We start from the raw sequence: 15034 nt of genomic DNA on the forward strand, positions 1-15034 counted from the left end.
ACTGCCCATGGAACGGTTCTCCCCTTTCAACACCCATACCCTCAGGGGCGTCGGCAGGCGTTCCTGGGCGAGCGGGCGCTTCTGGCTGAATGCCTCATTGGCCCGGTTGTGCCTGGGCATGGCGATATGGATGGGTTTGGGGATGGGCCAGACCGCGCTTGCTCAGGGCCTGGATGGCGCAGCACCGACGGCCACGCACTTCCAGCGCATCATCTTCCTGGCAAGTGCAGACAGTCCCTTGCATCAGGAGGTTTTCCAGGGCCTTGCTCGCACCCTGCCAAGAGACAAGGAACCCGTTTTCACCGCAATGGAATCGCCGGATGCCGCGCTGTGGATCCAGAGTGCCGATTGCCACAATTGCCTGATCATCACGTCCGGAACACGGGCAGCTGAATCCGCGCAATCGCAAACGCGAAAGGCACGGGTGCTCAGCATCACCGTGCCCACCATCAGTTATGAGCGAGTCATGGGTAGTCGCGACGATGATCCGCGTTTTGCGGCCATTTTCATGGATATCCCGCTGGAACGCCGGATGGAGATCGTACGCCGGCATGTACCTGTCCTGCACCGCTTCGCCATCGTCCAGAGCCCAGGGTTTGGAACCAACCTGGACAACACCAGCCTTCGTGAAAAGGACGATCCCCAGTCCCTGTTGCGGTTCGCTGCCGAGGAGGATGACCTGATCCCTACCTTCATCCGGGCATCAAGGGAAGCGGATGCCATCATCACCGTCCCCGACCGGCGCATCTACAACCCCCGCACCATCGTCAGTATCATGATGACCACGTATCGGCAGGGGACGCCGCTGATTGGTCATTCCGAGGCCCTTCACCGGGCGGGAGCCCTGATGTCCATCCACAGTCCGCCACAGGCCCTGGGCCGCGAGGCCGGCCAGTTCATCCAGTCCCTGAATGGCCCCGACGGTTGGGTGGCGGTACGCCGCCATACTCAAGTCCATCAGGTCTCCATCAATCACCAGGTGGCCCGTTCCCTGCGCATCACGGTGGAAGAGCCCTGATGCAAGGTCGCATACGCCATCGCATCCTCACCCTGTCACTGCTACCCAGCCTCGCGGTGGCGCTGGCGCTGACCCTCTACTGGACGGACATCAAGGTCCGTGAGCTGGATGAACAGTTGTTGATGCGCGGCGAGATGCTGGCGGCGTTCCTGGCGCCAGCGGCTGAGTATGGGGTGATCTCCGGCAACAAGAACTATCTGGAGGCGGTGACCGCCAAGGCACGCATGCAGCCCGATGTGCTGGAGGTCACCATCACGGATCACAAGGGGCATCAGGTTTACCACCACAAACAGCATCTGGAGGGTAGTGATGCCCACTCCCCCTTAGCCTGGATGGCGTCACACCTGTTTGGCGAGGAGGTCAAACGTTTTCAGGAGGAGATCCGTCTCACTGCCCTGGACGAGTTCGACCTGCCCTTGCCCGATGCCGCCACAGCCCCAGGCAATGGCGACCCCCGCCTCATCGGCACGGTCTCACTCAACCTGACCAACATCCCCACCTCGGTGCGTCAGACCCAGTCCATGCTGCAAAGCCTGATGCTCGTCATGCTCTTGTTGACGATCACCTGGGTGCTGGTGAGCCGCTGGAGCATGCGCTTGTCCGTACCGTTGGAGAAGATTGCTGCCACAGTGAAGTACATCGACCAGGGAGACCTCACGGCCCGAAGTCGTGCCCGGGTGGATGGTGAAATCGGCGTGCTGCAGGTGGGCATCAACAGCATGGCGGAGAGCATCGAGCGTTCCCAGCAGTCCATGACCGAGCGTATTCAGGAAGCCACGCAGCGCCTGCAGGAAAAACTCCGTGAGATCGACGAGAAGAACCAGGCCCTGACCCGGGCCCGTGGTGAGGCAGATGAGGCCAATCGGCGCAAATCCGAGTTTCTGGCCAGCATCAGCCACGAACTGCGTACTCCCCTCACCGCAGTTCAGGGCTACGCGGAGTTGTTGATCCAGCGTGGCACCCTGGATGACCAGGAACGCTCCTGGGTCAATATCATCGATGAATCCAGCCAGGACACCCTGAAACTGGTCAGCGACCTGCTGGATATTTCCCGCATCGAGTCCGGCAACGTCTACATCAACCGTACGGCCTTCAGCCTGCAGCAACTGCTGGGCGAAGTGATCAGCGTTTGCGACAAGGCCGTGCCGGAAAGGACCGTCAATATTGCCCTGCTGATGGAACCAGGCACCCCGGAGCATTTGGTCAGCGATCCGCTACGGGTGAAGCAGTTACTGACCAACGTGCTCAGCAATGCGGTCAAGTTCACGCTCAACGGCCATGTCATCCTGCGAGTGCGGGCCCGTGAGGCTGCTCAGGGCACTGTTCTGGAGATGGAGGTTCAGGACTTCGGGCCCGGGATCGAGGAAGCCCACCTGGAGCGCATCTTCGAGCCCTTTTACCAGGTTCAGCCCGATGAGATTCAACGGTTGGGGTCAGGCCTGGGGCTTGGCATCACGCGAGGCCTGGTCAAGGTGCTTGGAGGCCAGATCTCGGTGGACAGTCGTCCGGGCGAAGGCGCCACCTTCCGCCTGCAGGTGCCCATGGATACCGTCGAGGCGGCCGCCAAACCCGCCCCACCGGTGCTCGATGCCCTGGTGATCCACGCGGATGACGCCGAAGCCCGTGACCTGGCGCTGGCCTGCGCGCGCCAGCAGGGGCTGCAGGCGTGGCCAATGGATAGCATGCAGGGCTTTCTGGATGCGCTGAGTGCATCGCACAGGCATCGGGGCTTGCTATGGTTACGCCGTCCGGGCGCCGAGACCCTGCGGCTCCTCCGACAGCCCCCCCGGCAGGCGGAACAGGTGATCCTGGTCGCGTTCTCTGCGCTCCCGGACGATCTCACCGCCGAATGGCGTCGGCGCGGGGCACTGCTGGTCGCGCCGCAGTTGTCCGAAAGCATGCTGAGAGAGTATCTGCTCAGACAGGGTACTGAATCCGGGCAGTACCCCGTGGCCGAGAGGCCCCGACTGGCACATCCAGGGCCCCGGTCCATCAGTGGCAAGCGCGTTCTCATCGCCGATGACAATGCCATCAATCGCCGTCTGCTCACCGAGTTCGTCAGCGGCATGGGCGGTCTGGTGGATGAAGCCGCCAACGGCCGCCAGGCCGCGGAATCCTACCGGGCCCGCCGCTGCGATATCGTATTCATGGATGTACACATGCCAGTGCTGGACGGCCCCGGAGCGCTTCGGCTCATCCGGCGGGAGGACCCAGGCGCCAGGATCATTGCCGTGACTGCAGATGCCCGCCCCGAGTTTCATGGGGAGCTGCTGGAGCTGGGGTTTGACCGCATCCTGACCAAGCCCGTGTCCCAGAACGATCTGCTGGACTGCGTGAAAAAGGCCTCCAATGAGCAGGCCCCGGTCAGCGCCGCCCCCGCCGCAGGCTCGTTCCAACCACCGCCCGGGGGCCCTCTTCACGATCCGGAGCGCGCCCTGAGAATGGCCGGCGATTCCCCGGACCTGGCGAGGGAACTGCGACAACTCTTGATCCGGGATCTGACAAGGGCCCGACAGGAATTGTGCGATGCCGGGATGAAGCGCCCGGCGCTGCTTAAACTGGCGCACCAGCTCAAGGGGGCCTCGCGCTACTGCGCAACCCCCCGCCTGGAGGCGGCCAGCACGGCTCTGGAGAAGGCCCTGCGCGAGAATGACGAGGTGTCCATACCCGGAATGCGTCAAACCCTGCTGGGAGAGGTGGAGGCCCTGCTATCGCTCTGGGACAACGTGATCAACCTGACATGACCACGAAGGCCAGGGCGTATTCGCGCTCATCGGAGAGGCTGATCTGCGTCTCCTTGACCCCCAGGGCCTGTGCCGTTTCCTGTCCCCTTCCATCCAGGCGCAGCACGGGGCGTCCATGGGGGTCGTGGTCGACGCAGGCATCCTGAAGGGACATCCTGGCCCCGATGCCCACGCCCAGGGCCTTGGCCACCGCCTCCTTGGCCGCGAAGCGTTTTGCCAGGAATGCCGCCGGTGCGGGACTGTCGCGAAACCCATCCCACTCGTCAGGATGCAGGATACGTTGGGCAAAACCCTCGCCATGGCGGGTCAACGAGGCCTCGATACGGTGCACGGCAACGATATCCGTACCGATCCCGATCACGCGCATCAGCGGGCGGCATCCATGGCGGCGCGCATCTGTGCCACCGCGTCCTGTATGCCACAGAACAGGGCCCGCGCCACGATGGCGTGGCCGATGTTCAACTCATAAAATTCAGGAATCGCGGCGATGGCTCCCACGTTATCGTAGTCCAGGCCGTGACCGGCACTGACCACCAGCCCCAGTTCGTGGCCGTGGCGCGCCGCCCGACCGATCTGTTCCAGCAGCGCCTGACGCTCCTCAGGGCTCCTGGCGTTGGCATAAGCGCCCGTGTGCAATTCCACCACGGGCGCGCCGATGCGCCGGGCGGCATCCAGGTGCTCGGGATCCGGCTCCACGAACAGGGAGACCTTGATGCCGGCCTCCACCAGTCCGGCACAATAGTCGGCCAGGCGATCCTCATGACCCAGAACGTCCAGCCCACCCTCGGTGGTGAGCTCCTCACGGCGCTCAGGCACCAGACAACAGGCCTCGGGCTTCACCTCCAGGGCAATGGCATGCATCTCGGCGGTGGGAGCCATTTCCAGATTCATGCCGCTCTGGATGGTATGGCGCAGGCCATGCACATCGGCGTCCTGAATATGGCGCCTGTCCTCACGCAGGTGCAGGGTGATGATATCGGCGCCTGCGGCCTCGATACGGCGTACGGCTTCTTCCAGATCAGGATAGGTGGTGTGACGTACCTGGCGGATGGTGGCCAGATGATCGATGTTCACACCTAGGCGTAAACGGGGAAAGACAAAGCTCATGATGTGGCATCCGATCGCCCGCGGGCGATGAGTTGACGTGAAACGAGGGGCTTACCATCCAGATGGTGATCCAGCAGCAGACGCAGCACCCGCCTTGCCTGACGCCGGTCTTCGCGGTCTTCCAGTTGACCGCACAACAGGGCGGTCAGTGCCCGCCCGGTGATGCAGTGGGGTGAATCCATCTCGCCTGCACCGGCACGGCGCGGCGTTTGCTGAGGTTCCAGCACATAATGAGCGCCGGGCTCCAGGTCGTCGCTGGACAGGAATTCCAGGCCTTCCCCCAGCCATTTCAACAGGGCCAGTTCGTACTGGCGCAGCGGTCTCTCCACGGGAATGCCGGCATCTGCCAACTGGCACAGCACCTGCTCATAAGCCTCAAACAGGTCGGGAGCCTGGATCTGTCGGGGCAACAGCTTCATGGCCAGTTCGTTGACGTACAGGCCGCAAATGGCGCGATCTCCCTTGAGCCGCATTGCCCCGATCTCATCGCACTGGGTGAGGGTCTGTACCTGGCCACGTCCGGACCAGGCCAGTTCCATCCGGCGAAACGGCTGGGCGGCATGACGGCCCCGGTTACGGGCACCGCGCAGCACGGCGGCCATGCGCCCCTCGGATACGGTGAACAGCTCCAGCAGCTGGCTGGTTTCACGGTAAGGGCGGGCATGCAGCACATAGCCGATGCTGCGCGAGACAGTGCTCACGACTCCACATCGATCCCCATGCGGCGGATACCATCCAGATCATCCTGCCAGCCGTCCCGCAGTTTCACCCAGAGCTTGAGCATCACCTTGCGTTCAAGCATCTGTTCCAGTTCCAACCGGGCGCCGCTGCCCACGCCCTTGATCATGCGGCCTCCCTTGCCCACGACAATGGCCTTCTGACCCTCGCGCTCCACCCAGATCACTGCGCCGATATGCAGTGCGGTGCCGGAGTCTTCCCATTGCTCCACCTCCACCGAGGTGGCGTAGGGCACTTCCTGGCCCAGGCGCTCCAGGAGTTGCTCGCGGATCACCTCCGTCACGCGGAACCGCTGGCTACGGTCGGTGATTTCGTCGTCGGGGAACAGGTGGGGGCCTGGGGGCAGGAGCTGCATCAGGGTGTCCACCAGCGGCTCCACGTTCTTGCCCTTGAGGGCCGACAGGGGCACCACCTCGTGAAAGGGCAACCGGCCACGCACCTGATCGATATAAGGCAACAGGGCTGACTTGTCCTTGAGCCGGTCCACCTTGTTGATCACCAGCACCACAGGGCGGTTGCTGTTCTCCAGGCGCTGGGCCAGGGCCTCGTCAGCAGGTTCCCAGCGACCCGCCTCCACCACCAGGACCACGGCATCCACATCATCCACGGCCGCCTGGGCGGTGCGGTTGAGTACCTTGCCCAACAACTTGGGTGTGGAGGGATCCACCCCCGGTGTATCCACCAGCACCAACTGATCCGGGCCGTGGGTGATCAGTCCGCGAATGCGGTGCCGCGTGGTCTGGGCCTTGCGGCTGGCGGCCGCGATCTTCTCCCCCACCAGGTGGTTGAGCAAGGTGGACTTGCCCACGTTCGGACGCCCGATAATGGCCACATAACCACAACGGGTGGACGGCAGGTCATCACCCCGGCCCAGGGAGCCAGGATCGGAATGTTCAATCAAGTGTTCTTCTCCACGGCCTGGAGTGCTTCCATGGCCTTGACGGCGGCGGCCTGCTCGGCGCGGCGACGACTGCTGCCCTCGCCCTTCACCGATAACTCCCGAGCCGGGATATGGCAGGCTGCCTTGAAATGCTGATCATGAGGTTTGCCCGACACTTCCAGAATCTCGTAGTCGGGAACGTCCAGGTTTCTGCGCTGCAACCACTCCTGCAGGCGGGTTTTGGGGTCCTTGAGGGATTCGGCACTGGGCAGGCTGGCAAAGCGCGATGCATAGAGCTTGAGCACGAAGTCCCGCGTGGTTTCAAAATCCGTGAGCACGTACACCGCACCGATCACCGCTTCCAGGGCATCGGCCAGGATGGAATCGCGGCGATGGCCGCCGCTCTTGCGCTCGCCCTCGCCCAGGCTGAGCAGTTCTCCCATGCCCTGGTCCCGGGCGATGACCGCCAGGCTGTCCTTGTTCACCAAAGCGGCCCTGAGGCGGCTGAGTTCCCCTTCGGGCGCCTCGGGACGCACCTGGTAGAGGCGGTCGGCAATGATGAAATTGAGCACACTGTCACCCAGATATTCCAGACGCTCGTTATGACATTGACCCGCGCTGCGGTGGGTGAGCGCCTGACGTAACGCATCCGAATCCGGGACCGATGCCGGCAGGAGCGCCATGAGACCAGTACGTGCCATGCTCAATCCGCCAGCGGAAACGACCGATCGAAGTTCACCACCGCATCCACATTGGCGATCATGGGGGTGCGAACCTCGTACTGTACCCGCAGGACCTGTCCGCCTCCCTGCTGTTCCACAGTGACATGATCACGTTGTACGTTTTCCACCGAGTTGATCTGGAAGCGGCGGTTCACGTCGGTCCACAACTGACGGGCATTCTTGTCGGCGGCACCCGGTTCGCTGGCCACATCCTTGACGATGGACGTCACGTTCCAGTACTCCGTATAGACGGGGAACAAACGCAGGCCCACGGTGCCCAGCATCACGAGGATGCCGATGATCAACAGCAGCGGGATGAACCCGGCGCCGGATTGCGAATGCAAGTTTTTCATGTTCTGAGCCCCCAATAGACGCCAATAGTCGGGGTTCAGTATAACCCCTGACGCGACTCACCGGCGCCACAGCCAGCGCCGGCGGTCGCCCTACTGGATACGCGTACCCAGTCGGCTGAAATCCATCTCACGGGCACCATGGTCCCAGTGCATCCAGATGAACAGGGCCCGACCCACCAGGTTTTCCTCTGGCACAAACCCCCAGAAGCGGCTGTCATTGCTGTTGTCACGATTGTCGCCCAGGGCAAAATAGTGGCCTTCAGGAACCACCACTTCACCTTCAGCGGACTGCCGATCCGGCCATGCCAGCACCTGATGGGAAACCCCGTTGATACGCTCTTCCATCAACCGGGCCCCGGTCATGACTGCGCCCGAACCCTGCCCCTCGTAAATGCCCAGCACTTCCTGAGGCACGGGTTCCCCATTGATGTACAGACGCTTGCCGTGGAAACCCACACGATCCCCCGGCACACCCACAATGCGCTTGATGTAGTCCTCACGGGGATTGGCCGGGTATCGAAAAACCGCTACATCGCCACGTTGTGGCTGGCCGGTATCGATGATTCGGGTGCGAACCACCGGCAAGCGGATGCCATAGCTGGATTTACTGACCAGGATGAAATCACCCACCAGCAGGGTGGGCATCATGGAGCCGGAGGGAATGCGAAAGGGTTCCGCCACGAAGGAGCGCAGCACCAGCACGATGAGCAGTACCGGCAGGAACGCCTTGGCATAGTCCACATACCAGGGCTCCTGAGCCTTGGCCGCGACCTTGGCCACCCGTTTGTCCTGCCCGGGGTTTGCTTCCTGCACTGCAGCCATGCGTGACTTGCGCCACCAGATCACATCTGCCAGCCACACAAGACCGGTGACCAGAGTGCCCAGTACCAGAATCAATTCCAGGTCGAATGTCATGGTCCCTGTCTCCGATCAGTCCTTGTTGTCCACTTGAAGCACCGCCAGGAAGGCCTCCTGGGGTACTTCGACGCGGCCGATGTTCTTCATGCGCTTCTTCCCGGCCTTCTGCTTTTCCAGCAGCTTGCGCTTGCGGCTGGCGTCGCCGCCGTAACATTTGGCGGTCACGTTCTTGCGCAGGGCCTTCACGGAGGAGCGGGCGATGATCTTGGAGCCGATGGCAGCCTGGATGGCCACTTCGAACATCTGCCGAGGGATCAATTTGGCCATGCGCTCGGTCAGGTCCCTGCCCCGGGTCTGGGCCTGATCCCTGTGGGTGATGATGGAAAGGGCATCCACACGCTCTCCATTGATGAGCACATCCACCTTCACCAGGGGGGCCGCCTCGAAGTTCTTGAGCTCATAGTCAAAGGAGGCATAGCCGCGGCTGACGGACTTGAGGCGGTCGAAAAAGTCCAGCACCACCTCCGACATGGGCATGTCGTAGCCCAGCGAGACCTGCTTGCCCAGATACTGCATGCGGGTCTGCACACCCCGTTTTTCCACGCATAGGGTGATCACTGCGCCCACATAGTCCTGGGGCAGCAGGATGTTGGCACTGATGATGGGTTCGCGGATCTCGGCCAGCTCATTGCTCGGCGGCAACTGCGAGGGATTGTGGATGGTCTTCACCTCGCCGCTGGTGGTCTCCACCTCGTAGATCACGGTGGGCGCGGTGGTGATCAGGTCCAGGTCATACTCCCGCTCCAGCCTTTCCTGGATGATCTCCATGTGCAGCATGCCCAGGAAACCGCAGCGAAAACCGAAGCCCAGGGCCTGGGAGGTCTCCGGCTCATAGTGCAACGAGGCATCGTTGAGGCGGAGCTTGTCCAGGGCTTCACGCAAATCATTGAAGTCATCGGCGCTGACCGGGAAGATGCCTGCAAAGACCCGGGGCTGAACCTCCTTGAAACCCGGCAATGGGGATTCGGCGGGATGATCGGCGCTGGTCAGGGTATCCCCCACCTTGGCCCCGGTGATGTCCTTGATGGTGGCGATGACAAAGCCCACCTGCCCCACGCCCAGTACGTCGCAAGGCGTGGGCTTGGGATTGAATACGCCCACCTTGTCCACCAGGTGATTGCGCCCTGTGGACATGGCCATGATCTTTTGTTTGGGCCGAATGCATCCCTGCTTGACCCGCACCAGGGCCACCACGCCCATGTAGTTGTCAAACCACGAATCGATGATCAGGGCCTTGAGGGGGCCATCGGGACTTCCCTGGGGTGGGGGAATCCGGGCCACCAGGGCTTCCAGCAACTCGGAAACACCCTCGCCGGTCTTGGCGCTCACCCGCACGGCGTTCTGTGCCTCGATGCCGATGATCTCCTCGATCTCATGGGCCACGCGTTCGGGCTCGGCGGCGGGCAGGTCGATCTTGTTGAGCACTGGCACCACTTCCAGTTCTTGATCAATCGCGGTGTAGCAGTTGGCCACGCTCTGTGCCTCGACCCCCTGGGATGCATCCACCACCAGCAGGGCCCCCTCGCAGGCATACAGGGACCGGGATACCTCATAGGAGAAGTCCACGTGACCGGGGGTGTCGATGAAGTTGAGCTGGTATTCCAGGCCATCCTGGGCGGTATAGAACAGCGAGACGCTCTGCGCCTTGATGGTGATGCCCCGTTCCCGCTCCAGGTCCATGGAGTCCAGAACCTGTTCCGCCATTTCCCGCTGGGTGAGCCCGCCACATTCCTGAATGAAGCGATCGGCCAGGGTGGACTTGCCATGGTCGATGTGGGCAATGATGGAGAAGTTACGTATGCGCTGTTGTTTGTCGTCGATCGGGGGACTACTGCTCATGGGCGATGCTCAAAATGATGCGCACCCGCACGTGCCCCGGAATATCGGGCCCGCGGCGGGTGCAGCCAGATGGGTTGCGCGCATTGTACAGACTCGGCCCAGGCAGGAACAGCGAGGGGGCGGCCGGGAACAGGTCAGTCGGGCTCCAGGGCCCGCTCCAGCCCCGGCACATCCAGGAAATGGCAGCAGAGGATGTCGTCCTCCACCGCCAGCACCGGCACCTTGACGTTGAATCGCTCCTTCAATTGGGGATCTTCGTCGATATCCACCGGCTGGACGTGAAAATCCAGCCGGCGTTGCAACGAACGGAGTTCAGCAAACATGCGATCGCAGAGATGACAGCCCTCGCGATGATAAACGGTCACACAAGCTGCCATGGCCTCACTCAGGCACTTCCAGCGGCATCCAGATCGGACCCTGACGGCGCTGCACCAGCACCCGGGCGGAGCGCCCGGCGGGCAGGTCTTCGATCACCTGGGACATCTGCTCCGGTGACTCCAGGGCATGGCTGTTGATCATCAGCAACACGTCCCCGGAGCGGATACCCGCCCGCTGGGCCGCGCCCTGAGCTACATCCTTCACCAGCACGCCGCCTTCCGGCAGGTCCAGTCGCTCGCGGATATCATCGGGCACGGGCCCCACATCCATGCCGAACATCTCCATGGCGGCAGACGGAGGCTCCACGGGGGCCTGCGTATGTGCCCGAGCCTGGCCATCATTCTCAGGGAGTCTGGCGATCTTCACCGACAGGCTCTTGGGCGCGCCGTCACGCAATATGTCCACCTCGGCAGTCTCGCCGATGGAGAAACGCCCCACCATGGGGGGCAACGCGGATGAACGGGGGACTTCCTCACCCGCAAAGCCCACGATCACATCTCCGCTCTTGAGGCCGGCCGCCTCGGCAGGACTGTCGGGCAACACCCGCGCGACCAGTGCGCCCATGGGACGATCCATATCGAAGGAGTCAGCCAGATCACGGGTCACTTCCTGGATCATCACGCCCAGCCAACCCCGGCTGACACGCCCGGTTTCGCGAAGCTGATCCACCACATCCATGGCCACCTCAATGGGGATGGCGAACGAGAGACCCATGAAGCCCCCCGTGCGGCTGTAGATCTGGGAGTTGATGCCTACGACCTCTCCATCCAGATTGAACAGCGGTCCGCCGGAGTTACCCGGGTTGATGGCCACGTCCGTCTGCAAAAACGGCACATAGTTCTCGGTGGGCAGGCTGCGACCCTTGGCACTGATGATGCCGGCCGTCACCGAGTGATCAAATCCAAAGGGGGATCCGATGGCCAGCACCCACTCACCCACCTTGAGATCCTCGGAGTCACCGAGCTTGAGGGTGGGCAGGTCGGTGGCGTCAATGCGCAGAAGGGCCACGTCGGTACGAGGATCGGATCCCACCAATTCGGCCTCGAAGGTACGCCTGTCACTCAGGCGCACCTCAATCTGGTCGGCATCTTTCACCACATGATGGTTGGTCACCACGTAGCCGTCGTCCGAGATGATGAAGCCTGACCCCAGGGATCGGGAGTCGAATTCGCGCCGGGGTGCGCCCTGTCCCTCTTCACCGAAGAAGCGACGCAGCAGATCGCCAAAAGGTCCGTCCTGGGGCAGTCCGTCCGGTAGTTCGATCGGAGGGTGCCCCCGCCCCATTCGGCTCTCCACGGTGCGCGACGTGCTGATATTCACAACGGCAGGGCTGTTGGCTTCTGCCAGGGGAACGAAGTCGGGGAGGCTTCTGGATTGCACAGCGCCGGCCACCGGAAACATCAGCGCCAGGGCCAGAACCAGAGAGAAAAACAGTTTGAAACGAGTGCTCGGTATCATGAACATGCGCTCGCAGGTCGGTCCGTGGATTGAATGTCGGTTGGTGCTTATCACGTCAGGGAGCCAGCACACCCTCCACGGGCGTCACCGGTGGACCCAGGCGGCGAACCACCACCGGCTGGAAACGCGGGTCACGACGAATCCGTCGCGTGTACAAGGCCACAAGGCCCAGGCCCCCGCCCAGTCCCAACAGACCGGCGAACACCACCGGAAGTTCACCGGCACCGGACCACAGCCCCTGAGCCACCAACGCAGCCAGCAACATCGTGATCAGGGGCAGGATGTAGACCGCCAGGGAGCCCCGCACCAGGGCAGACTCCTCGATGCCCACCATCACTTCCTCCCCCAGCTTGACGCCCAGCGGGTCGATGACCCGAACCTGGGTGCGCTTGGCACTGAACAGCTTGGCGATCACGCTGGTGCCACAGCCGCTGGACACGGCACAGGAGCCACAAGCGGTCTTGCGCTGGGTGTCCACCCAGGCAAAGCCCGGCTCATCCACGGCAATCACACGGGCGGTTTCTTCTATCACGGGCTTTCCTCGTGGACGACGGATTCGGCAATCAGGCGCACGGTCGCTGCCGGCACCTCCCCCAGCACGGTGATCTGATAATCCCCCACCGGCCGGGCGGCCGCATGCAGGGCACCCGAACGCGTGACGCCGACCAGCAGGTCCTCGGGGCGCTCTGCGCGGGAAATGAATACCGACACCGTGGCCATGCCATCAGAGAGCACCATGTGTTGCACAGGGTGGGGATTGGCGTCCATGGCTCGCTTGCGTACCGCGGTGACATCAAAGCCACGGGGCAGATCGCGCAGATGCCAGTGGGGAGCGGGCTCCATCACTTCCCGCTCGGGGCGATCCCTTTTTTCAAGGCGCTGCACAGTGAAACCCTCGCCTTCCAGGGTCGGCTGGAAGCGTTCTTCGTCGACCGATTCGGGGAATTCGATATGGGTGAACATGAACTGCTCCAGCACCCCACCATCATGCCCCTGGAGCTGGGCCTTGAGGAGCATGCCCGAGTCTTCATGGATACACAGGCGATGGCCATAGCGGAGCTCATCCCTGGGCAGGATGGCCACCTCGCGACAGGAGAGACCCGCAATCCTGTATGACGCACCCGCATTGACGCGGTAGTTATCCCGCAGGCCCTCCGTACCACCTCGCAGAGGACTCATCCCGGGCATGCCCATCAGTGTCTTGCGTGGCTCCATGCACACGGAGCCACTGTCTGCCCGAATGCAGGTAATGGAATGATCATCCTTGATGACCTCCCGGAGTTCGCCGGTAAGCGCCGTCAGGCGCTCACGGGAGCCCTGCTCGTCCCGGCCATGCAGGATATGCATGGTCTCCATGCGGTTTTCCTGAGAAAAGACAAAAATCCCTTCATAATTCAACTGGTCCACTGCACGGACCATCTTTGCGACCAGGTCATCGGCTGTCGTCTCCGACGCCGCGGCCACCGCCGAGGCGAGCAATGCGGCCATCGCCAGACAGGCTGGGAGCCTGCGCATCATCGGATCATTCACCCGAAGCGCCGTGACCCGCGTTTCGCGTCTGGGGAAACACCCCGGCCCCCACTGTCGATTCCGTGTGATTGATCAGGTAACTGTTGAAACGGGCGTCGCCCATGTCGATGCGCAGCGCCCGATGACCACCCATCTCCACCGGGGAGTGCTGAACCTGGGTACTGCGGGTATCCGAGGGGAAGACGGACTGATAGCGCGGCTGCTGACCTTGCCCGAACTGCACCGAACGAAGGTCGGAGTCGGTGCCCGCCATCGCCGGTTCAGCAGACCCTGGATCACGGGCATCGCCGGTGAAGTTCTGCACACCCACCAGCACTGCCACGGCCACGGCGGCCGCCATGCCCATGCCAGCCACGGGTTTCAGCATCCGACCGTGCCTCGCCCAGGGCGAAACGGTGGGCGCGGGCTCTTCCTCGATGGCCTGCATCACCCGGTCGCTGAAACCCGCGGGGGCGCGCAGGGTATTCCCACGCATGACGTCCCCGATGAGGTGGTAACGCCCCCATTGGGACAGGTCCTCGGGGTTTTTCTCCATCTCGTCCACCAGCCGGCGGAGCTCGAATGCATCGGCCTCGTCGTCGACCAGTGCAGAGAGTCTTTCCTCTTTAGTGGCTGTCATGTGACTTCTCGCTTATGTAGAGCTTTAATCCAGCAGAGGCCGCAAGGTTCGGTCAATCGCCTCCCGGGCCCTGAAAATTCGGGACCGCACCGTGCCAATGGGACACCCCATGGTCTGCGCGATCTCCTCGTAACTCATGCCTTCCAGTTCACGCAGCGTGATGGCGATTCTCAGGTCTTCCGGAAGACCGCCGATGGCCTCCTGAACGGCCATGCGTATCTCATCTGACATCATTTCCCCTTCCGGGGTTGCATATTCCTTGAGAGCCGATTCGCCGCCCATCTGCTCGGCATCCTGGGCATCCACCTCGTAGTCCGGTGTTCTGCGGCTTTGTGACACCAGATAGTTCTTCGCGGTGTTGATCGCGATCCGGTACAACCACGTGTAAAAAGCGCTATCTCCACGGAAATTCGCGAGGCCCCGATAGGCCTTGATGAAGGCTTCCTGGGCCACGTCCAGCGCCGTGGAGGGGTCATGCACGTAGCGTGAGACCAGATTGACGATCTTGTGCTGGTACTTGAGCACCAACATGTCGAAAGCCTTCTTGTCCCCGGCCTGAACACGCCTGACCAATTCCTCGTCGGTAACTTTATTGCCCATGCGGGCACTCCCCCTCTAAGGGCACCTCCTGTACCCTAACTGCGATGGACATGAAAACCCTCTTTAAGTTCTGGCAAATGGGACAAACACTTTCCCATCTGCAGGTCTTTTCCCGCAAATGCTTGGCATA

General features: G+C 62.4%; 16 protein-coding genes. 2 read left to right on the forward strand and 14 right to left on the reverse strand.

Translation table 11 applies throughout. The features are described from left to right. Positions 1-7: 7 nt before the first annotated feature. Positions 8-1018, forward strand: coding sequence for an ABC transporter substrate-binding protein (locus LPW30_RS10400; RefSeq protein ID WP_025281061.1), 1011 nt, complete (start codon positions 8-10; stop codon positions 1016-1018). Beyond that, on the forward strand, positions 1018-3762 hold the full coding sequence (locus LPW30_RS10405; RefSeq protein ID WP_239680804.1) for an ATP-binding protein: 2745 nt from the start codon (positions 1018-1020) through the stop codon (positions 3760-3762). The genes LPW30_RS10400 and LPW30_RS10405 overlap by 1 nt, the downstream gene beginning before the upstream one ends. Here the strand turns inward: LPW30_RS10405 and acpS are convergent. The 14 genes from acpS to rpoE all read right to left on the reverse strand — a co-directional run bounded on the left by acpS (position 3749) and on the right by rpoE (position 14904). Then, a complete protein-coding gene (gene acpS, locus LPW30_RS10410; RefSeq protein ID WP_239680805.1) occupies positions 3749-4129 on the reverse strand; it encodes a holo-ACP synthase in 381 nt (126 codons plus the stop codon). The genes LPW30_RS10405 and acpS overlap by 14 nt on opposite strands. Next, on the reverse strand, positions 4129-4869 hold the full coding sequence (locus tag LPW30_RS10415; protein WP_238624547.1) for a pyridoxine 5'-phosphate synthase: 741 nt from the start codon (positions 4867-4869) through the stop codon (positions 4129-4131). Before LPW30_RS10415 ends, acpS begins: the two co-directional genes overlap by 1 nt. Further along, positions 4866-5570 (reverse strand): DNA repair protein RecO, encoded by a 705-nt coding sequence (gene recO / locus LPW30_RS10420; protein ID WP_025281057.1) that lies wholly within the window; start codon positions 5568-5570, stop codon positions 4866-4868. The genes LPW30_RS10415 and recO overlap by 4 nt, the downstream gene beginning before the upstream one ends. After that, on the reverse strand, positions 5567-6505 hold the full coding sequence (gene era / locus LPW30_RS10425; RefSeq protein WP_419397959.1) for a GTPase Era: 939 nt from the start codon (positions 6503-6505) through the stop codon (positions 5567-5569). Before era ends, recO begins: the two co-directional genes overlap by 4 nt. Further along, the gene (gene rnc, locus LPW30_RS10430) at positions 6505-7188 is read right to left on the reverse strand and encodes a ribonuclease III (protein WP_238624545.1); all 684 of its coding nucleotides are present in this window, start codon (positions 7186-7188) and stop codon (positions 6505-6507) included. Before rnc ends, era begins: the two co-directional genes overlap by 1 nt. A 2-nt stretch (positions 7189-7190) precedes the next feature. Beyond that, on the reverse strand, positions 7191-7562 hold the full coding sequence (locus LPW30_RS10435; protein WP_025281054.1) for a DUF4845 domain-containing protein: 372 nt from the start codon (positions 7560-7562) through the stop codon (positions 7191-7193). A 90-nt stretch (positions 7563-7652) separates the two neighbouring features. Then, positions 7653-8477 carry a signal peptidase I gene (lepB, locus tag LPW30_RS10440; RefSeq protein WP_238624544.1) on the reverse strand — a complete coding sequence of 275 codons (825 nt, stop codon included), beginning with the start codon at positions 8475-8477 and terminating at the stop codon, positions 7653-7655. A gap of 15 nt (positions 8478-8492) precedes the next feature. Next, entirely contained in the window at positions 8493-10319 is a 1827-nt protein-coding gene (gene lepA / locus LPW30_RS10445) for a translation elongation factor 4 (protein ID WP_029762302.1), read from the reverse strand. A gap of 134 nt (positions 10320-10453) precedes the next feature. Next, positions 10454-10696 carry a glutaredoxin family protein gene (locus tag LPW30_RS10450; protein ID WP_239680806.1) on the reverse strand — a complete coding sequence of 81 codons (243 nt, stop codon included), beginning with the start codon at positions 10694-10696 and terminating at the stop codon, positions 10454-10456. Positions 10697-10700: 4 nt separating this feature from the next. After that, on the reverse strand, positions 10701-12155 hold the full coding sequence (locus LPW30_RS10455) for a DegQ family serine endoprotease (RefSeq protein WP_239680807.1): 1455 nt from the start codon (positions 12153-12155) through the stop codon (positions 10701-10703). A gap of 55 nt (positions 12156-12210) precedes the next feature. After that, positions 12211-12687 (reverse strand): SoxR reducing system RseC family protein, encoded by a 477-nt coding sequence (locus LPW30_RS10460; RefSeq protein ID WP_025281049.1) that lies wholly within the window; start codon positions 12685-12687, stop codon positions 12211-12213. Further along, positions 12684-13673, reverse strand: coding sequence for a MucB/RseB C-terminal domain-containing protein (locus LPW30_RS10465; protein ID WP_239680808.1), 990 nt, complete (start codon positions 13671-13673; stop codon positions 12684-12686). The genes LPW30_RS10460 and LPW30_RS10465 overlap by 4 nt, the downstream gene beginning before the upstream one ends. A gap of 4 nt (positions 13674-13677) precedes the next feature. Then, positions 13678-14304 carry a sigma-E factor negative regulatory protein gene (locus LPW30_RS10470; RefSeq protein WP_238624541.1) on the reverse strand — a complete coding sequence of 209 codons (627 nt, stop codon included), beginning with the start codon at positions 14302-14304 and terminating at the stop codon, positions 13678-13680. A 24-nt stretch (positions 14305-14328) separates the two neighbouring features. After that, the gene (rpoE, locus tag LPW30_RS10475; protein ID WP_239680809.1) at positions 14329-14904 is read right to left on the reverse strand and encodes an RNA polymerase sigma factor RpoE; all 576 of its coding nucleotides are present in this window, start codon (positions 14902-14904) and stop codon (positions 14329-14331) included. Positions 14905-15034: the final 130 nt, after the last annotated feature.

The sequence above is a fragment of the Ectothiorhodospira variabilis genome, assembly GCF_022227625.1.
Lineage (GTDB): Bacteria > Pseudomonadota > Gammaproteobacteria > Ectothiorhodospirales > Ectothiorhodospiraceae > Ectothiorhodospira > Ectothiorhodospira haloalkaliphila.

Bases quoted from the DNA above. Each gene is read 5' to 3' on its own strand.
- LPW30_RS10400 (WP_025281061.1), top strand. From the start codon at position 8: ATGGAACGGTTCTCCCCTTTCAACACCCATACCCTCAGGGGCGTCGGC.
- LPW30_RS10405 (WP_239680804.1), top strand. From the start codon at position 1,018: ATGCAAGGTCGCATACGCCATCGCATCCTCACCCTGTCACTGCTACCC.
- acpS (WP_239680805.1), bottom strand. From the start codon at position 4,129: ATGCGCGTGATCGGGATCGGTACGGATATCGTTGCCGTGCACCGTATC.
- LPW30_RS10415 (WP_238624547.1), bottom strand. From the start codon at position 4,869: ATGAGCTTTGTCTTTCCCCGTTTACGCCTAGGTGTGAACATCGATCAT.
- rnc (WP_238624545.1), bottom strand. From the start codon at position 7,188: ATGGCACGTACTGGTCTCATGGCGCTCCTGCCGGCATCGGTCCCGGAT.
- LPW30_RS10435 (WP_025281054.1), bottom strand. From the start codon at position 7,562: ATGAAAAACTTGCATTCGCAATCCGGCGCCGGGTTCATCCCGCTGCTG.
- lepB (WP_238624544.1), bottom strand. From the start codon at position 8,477: ATGACATTCGACCTGGAATTGATTCTGGTACTGGGCACTCTGGTCACC.
- lepA (WP_029762302.1), bottom strand. From the start codon at position 10,319: ATGAGCAGTAGTCCCCCGATCGACGACAAACAACAGCGCATACGTAAC.
- LPW30_RS10450 (WP_239680806.1), bottom strand. From the start codon at position 10,696: ATGGCAGCTTGTGTGACCGTTTATCATCGCGAGGGCTGTCATCTCTGC.
- LPW30_RS10455 (WP_239680807.1), bottom strand. From the start codon at position 12,155: ATGATACCGAGCACTCGTTTCAAACTGTTTTTCTCTCTGGTTCTGGCC.
- LPW30_RS10465 (WP_239680808.1), bottom strand. From the start codon at position 13,673: ATGATGCGCAGGCTCCCAGCCTGTCTGGCGATGGCCGCATTGCTCGCC.
- LPW30_RS10470 (WP_238624541.1), bottom strand. From the start codon at position 14,304: ATGACAGCCACTAAAGAGGAAAGACTCTCTGCACTGGTCGACGACGAG.
- rpoE (WP_239680809.1), bottom strand. From the start codon at position 14,904: ATGGGCAATAAAGTTACCGACGAGGAATTGGTCAGGCGTGTTCAGGCC.